Annotated in this window: 7 protein-coding genes; all 7 read left to right on the forward strand. The window is 32.5% G+C overall.

Annotated features, from left to right (window positions below; translation table 11 throughout):
* Positions 1-267 precede the first annotated feature (267 nt).
* The 7 genes from JJQ60_RS21795 to JJQ60_RS21825 all read left to right on the forward strand — a co-directional run bounded on the left by JJQ60_RS21795 (position 268) and on the right by JJQ60_RS21825 (position 4647).
* Positions 268-624, forward strand: a complete 357-nt coding sequence (locus JJQ60_RS21795; protein ID WP_201924761.1) for a hypothetical protein — start codon at positions 268-270, stop codon at positions 622-624.
* Between the two features lie 199 nt (positions 625-823).
* Positions 824-1345, forward strand: a complete 522-nt coding sequence (locus JJQ60_RS21800; protein WP_201924762.1) for a hypothetical protein — start codon at positions 824-826, stop codon at positions 1343-1345.
* Between the two features lie 191 nt (positions 1346-1536).
* Positions 1537-2028 (forward strand): hypothetical protein, encoded by a 492-nt coding sequence (locus JJQ60_RS21805; RefSeq protein ID WP_201924763.1) that lies wholly within the window; start codon positions 1537-1539, stop codon positions 2026-2028.
* Between the two features lie 5 nt (positions 2029-2033).
* Entirely contained in the window at positions 2034-2450 is a 417-nt protein-coding gene (locus JJQ60_RS21810) for a hypothetical protein (protein ID WP_201924764.1), read from the forward strand.
* Between the two features lie 703 nt (positions 2451-3153).
* A complete protein-coding gene (locus JJQ60_RS21815; RefSeq protein ID WP_201924765.1) occupies positions 3154-3615 on the forward strand; it encodes a hypothetical protein in 462 nt (153 codons plus the stop codon).
* Between the two features lie 202 nt (positions 3616-3817).
* Positions 3818-4216 (forward strand): helix-turn-helix domain-containing protein, encoded by a 399-nt coding sequence (locus JJQ60_RS21820; RefSeq protein ID WP_201924766.1) that lies wholly within the window; start codon positions 3818-3820, stop codon positions 4214-4216.
* Between the two features lie 35 nt (positions 4217-4251).
* Positions 4252-4647, forward strand: a complete 396-nt coding sequence (locus tag JJQ60_RS21825) for a VOC family protein (RefSeq protein ID WP_201924767.1) — start codon at positions 4252-4254, stop codon at positions 4645-4647.
* The last annotated feature ends 152 nt before the right edge of the window (positions 4648-4799 follow it).

The raw sequence follows: 4799 nt of genomic DNA on the forward strand, positions 1-4799 counted from the left end.
AACCTTCCAGCTTCGCTTGTGAATGTCGATACCAATGTATAACTTAGGGCAAGCGGTAATTTGAGTATTCATATCTTTAATTTTTAGTTCATTTTAAAGATACTCGACTTACTGCTTTTTCATCGATGCTATAAGTAATTGCTGCAGAATTTCCATTGAGGAAATTCACACGCATTAATTATCTTTAGCGTCGGCGGAAAGTACCTGCGTACTTTCTCGCAACTAATCATACACAAACCGTTGTGTGCAATTAATAAATTTCTGAATTTGCAAATAGATTTTACTTCTCAAATATTAATTCAAGAATTATCCACCTGGATGGACGGAGGTACGGTAACTCTAAATTGTACGAATCAAAAAAAGCAAAAATTTGAAATCGAACTTGTGCAAAATGTTAATTGGAATATTCTAGAATTTGAAAAGCTTCCCGGAAGGATATACTTTAACGGAAACCTGATTTCTAAAAGATCTGATACGGAGAAAATACTTATTGAAAGCCTAGAAAATGCTTTACTTATAAATGCGTCCGATTTAGACGAAACTATTTTGCAAGAAAAAATTGACTACATAAAGTCTGAACAGTATATTCTGGATTCTGACAAAATACGGATATGGAAAAGATAAAAAAGCACACAACACGATATATGTGATCATAGCAGCAAAGTGAACAATCGAATGGTTATTGTATTTTTGGTAAGGCGCAATGCTTGCAGAATGTAAAAGTTAGCAATCAATGCGCAGAAAAATCGAAAAACAGGGTAACATTTTGCCCTGCTACGACACATATATAAAACGTTGTAGTGCATTAAAATTGAATAACTAAATGAATTTAGCCAGACATTGCGAATTATGCGATAACCAAACCGTGAGTTTAAAAGACGGAACTACCTGTATACTGACAAACAAAAAACCCGAATTTAATAAAACTTGTTCGAAAATTGATTTGAGGGAAAAGTTTGAACAAAAATTAAAAGAAGTAAATATTCACTATGAACAGGTCAAAAAAACTAAAATCGCATCTTACGTAAATTTTGGAATATTTCTTTTCATAGGTCTATTTGTAATGTTTGGCGGATATTATTTAGGTAAATATGCACTGGACGGCGGAGTTATTTCTACAGTTCCATTTATAATTATGGGGGTTGGATTTTTAATTCTGCCGATGGCGTTTGGACCTTTAAATAGATATAGACAAGATATAAATGCTGCAAAAAACAAAAAGGATAAAGTGGACGAAGTTCTGAATTTATACAACATTGACTATACAATTGACTTAAAATTTGGAAAGGAAATTCACGGAACCCAAGAAGTTTATGCCGATCTAAAAGTAAAAGGTTTAAGATAAAACGCACTACAACACCATATATGTGATCATAGCAGCTACCAGATGAATCAATGGGTTCGCGTATATTTGCTGTGGTGCAAAGATTTTATGGTATGGAAATTATAAAATCAGCACAGAAAATATCGATCGCTTGGTAAGATTTGCCCTGCTACAACACATATATTAAACGTTGTAGGTAATCCATCAGAAAAGTGATAATAAGAAAGGAAATAAAAAATGACAATGAACTATATCTATATTTCAATGGAAAATTGATTTATAAAAGATGGTTGGACTTGGGTTACGGAAAAATTTTTGACACACACGCTTTTGGAAAATACACTGATTACAGTATTACGGATTTTGACCTTGAAGAAACACCTGAATTGATTCACATAAAAGCAAATCTAAAATTAGTTTCTACCGAAAATGGAGGGCGGAAAACAGGAATTAAAACCGGATACCGACCAAATCACGTTTTTGAATACCAAACAAATGGACAATTCAAGTATGCATATATGGGAGATATTCAATTCGAACAAACCGAATGGATAATGCCTGGTGAGACTCAAGAAGTTTTAGTTCGGTTTTTATTGAAACAACCGATTGATGAATATTTAAATATTGGCAGAAAATGGTGGATCCACGAAGGACCAAATAAAATTGGAGAAGCCGAAATAATCAAAATTGAATTACCAAAATAAAGCCTATGGAATTAAAATGTCCTCCAGCTCCAACTAATAAAAAAGAATATATCGCTGACATTGGAAAAATATTAGTAGAGGAGCACGGAAAGAAAAAGTATTATATGCCTGAGGAAGTGAAAAAAGCTTCAAAAAAATCCAAATACTACGATTCTAGTGGCATTGATTGGCATTGTTGGGCAATGTGTACATTTTCTTCTCATTCGGACTTTGATGCATACCATAAAATAACAGGAGAAGTATGCGACTACGTTGGGATGAAAACAGAAATGCTAAGTGGACTTGCGACAAGTACTTCTGCTAATTGGCTATCCATCCCAGATTTAGACATTGATGCTTCTTGGCTTGACTTTGGGGATATTTTCGATGGATTTTTAGAAGGAATTGGAGAATTTATTAGTGGAATATTTGACGGATTATAATAAAAAACTACCTACAACAATTTGTATATTGCATATGCCGCCTTCGGCAGGCAAACGCAACATACAAGAAACGTTGTGTACAATTTGACCATCAGAAATGGAGAAATGGAAACCAGAAATATTATTGAAATTGTTATGGATAGGACTTACACTGACCATAATCTATATTTTTGGTTGGCTAACATTTGGATACTTAACATTCGGAAATCTATTTAAGGAGAAATACGGATTATGGAATTTACTCTTACCAAATATCTTGACAGTCGGCCTACTTATCATCTACACTAAAGAAATCTTAATTGGATATCAGTCAAAATCAACAAATCGGAATTTAAAATCATTGCTCATATTTTCAGTTTTAATAATAATCTTGACTTGGGTACAAATCCCACAATTTGAATTATTATTTACCGACCTGAAATCTGAACCTTGGCAAATCGTTTTATCTCTGATTATAATTTTGACCTCGTATGTCGGAATTATAATGAATAGAATATTGAAAATTAAAGAATTGAAAAACAGTAGTCGGAAAAAAATAACTGTACGCAACAATGTATAACCACAATTAAGGCGGATTCGACTATGTCCGAATCCACACGTAATTACTAAAGCTTGTGCTAAACCGAAAATAATGGCTAATTTAACCCGTAACTGACAGTTATACGTGACCGTTGTACAACATAAACCAATTCTCTTAATATAAATGAAAGGAAACAGCTATGCTCCAGATGAAACAATAATTAAACTTTCAAGAACAAAATTGTTAACTGAAAATATTTTGTGGAGTACATTAATGATTCTTTGTCTTTATTCTGTTTATTTTAACCTTTATGGATTAAGATATTTAGCATTATTACTATTTTTTTTGTTTTTATATGGGGTTTATCGAAATGTAAAAAAAGCAAAAAAAGAACCTAAAATTCAGTTGAGACTATCCAATAAAGGATTGACTTTAAAAAACGGATCTTTTATTAACTGGTCCGAAATAAAAAAAATGGAGGTGATTGTTAAACCAAATTATTCGTCTTCAATCCAACAGGAATATCTTGTTGTGAGCACAAATAAAGGCAAAATGGAACTTTATGTTAACGAACTAAATATCAACTCATTAAGATTGGAATATTTGATTAAAATTTATAGAAAGAGGTTTAAAAAAACTAAATAATTAAAAAACGTTGTACAACAATATATGTGATCATAGCAGCTAAGTGATGAATCGGATGGTTGTTGTATATTTATAAAGGCGCAATGCTTGCAGAATGGAAAAGTTAGCAACCAATGCGCAGAAAAATCAAAAAGCGAGGTAACAATTTGCCCTGCTACGACACATATATTAAACGTTGGCAGTAATGTAGGAAAACTGAATAATGACATTTTACCAAAGAGAAATAAATAGAATTAACAGTATTATTTACTCGAACCAAGAGCAAATAGAGACTGTAATTGGTGTTCGGAACTATATTGACAATAACTATGACAAGAATTTGAATTTGGATTTATTATCCCGTTTTCGTTTTGTGTCCAAGTTTCATTTATTACGCTTATTTAAAAAACATTATGGACTAACACCAAGACAATACTTAATAGATAAGAGGATTGAAAAGTCTAAAGAACAGTTGAAAAACGGAATGTCGGTAACTGAAACCTGTTTTGCTGTCGGGTTTGAAAGTTTAGGTTCGTTCAGCACTTTATTTAAAACTAAAACAGGAAAATCGCCAAGCGAATTTCAAAATGAGCAACTTTCAAGAAGCAAATTATATTGGTAGTTCTGAACTTTGGAAAATAATAAATAATATCAAAAATGAAAGTAACATTAGTTAGCATTCCCGTTCGAGACCAAGAAAAAGCAGTAAAGTTTTATACAGAAATACTTGGTTTCAAAATAAAGAAGGACAAACCTTTAGAAGGTGGAAATAGATGGGTAACTCTCGTTTCACCTGAATGGCAAGATGGACCAGAGTTGTTGTTAGAACCAGGACCAAATCATTTTGAACCGTGTAAAGTCTATCAAGATGCACTGATGGAAGCTGGAATGCCTTATACTCAATTTGATGTTAAAAGTGTTGATACTGAATATGAGAGACTAACAAAACTTGGAGTCGAATTCAGTGTGAAACCATCTAAAATGGGAACGTGGAAATATGCAGTCTTTAACGATACTTGCGGAAATAATATTGAACTCGTAGAAGTGATATAAAAACACTACTGCCAACAATGTGTCCTATGAAAAGCCTTAGTCCAGTTCTCTAAAGTTAATAAATATTTCCTTTTTGCTTTAAACCATCTTTTTTCTTTTAATATAACTTGCTCAGCATCCTATATGTGATACACCATTTATGGGGTTCACCG

Source organism: Aquimarina mytili (assembly GCF_016735115.1).
In the GTDB taxonomy this organism is placed as follows: domain Bacteria; phylum Bacteroidota; class Bacteroidia; order Flavobacteriales; family Flavobacteriaceae; genus Aquimarina; species Aquimarina mytili.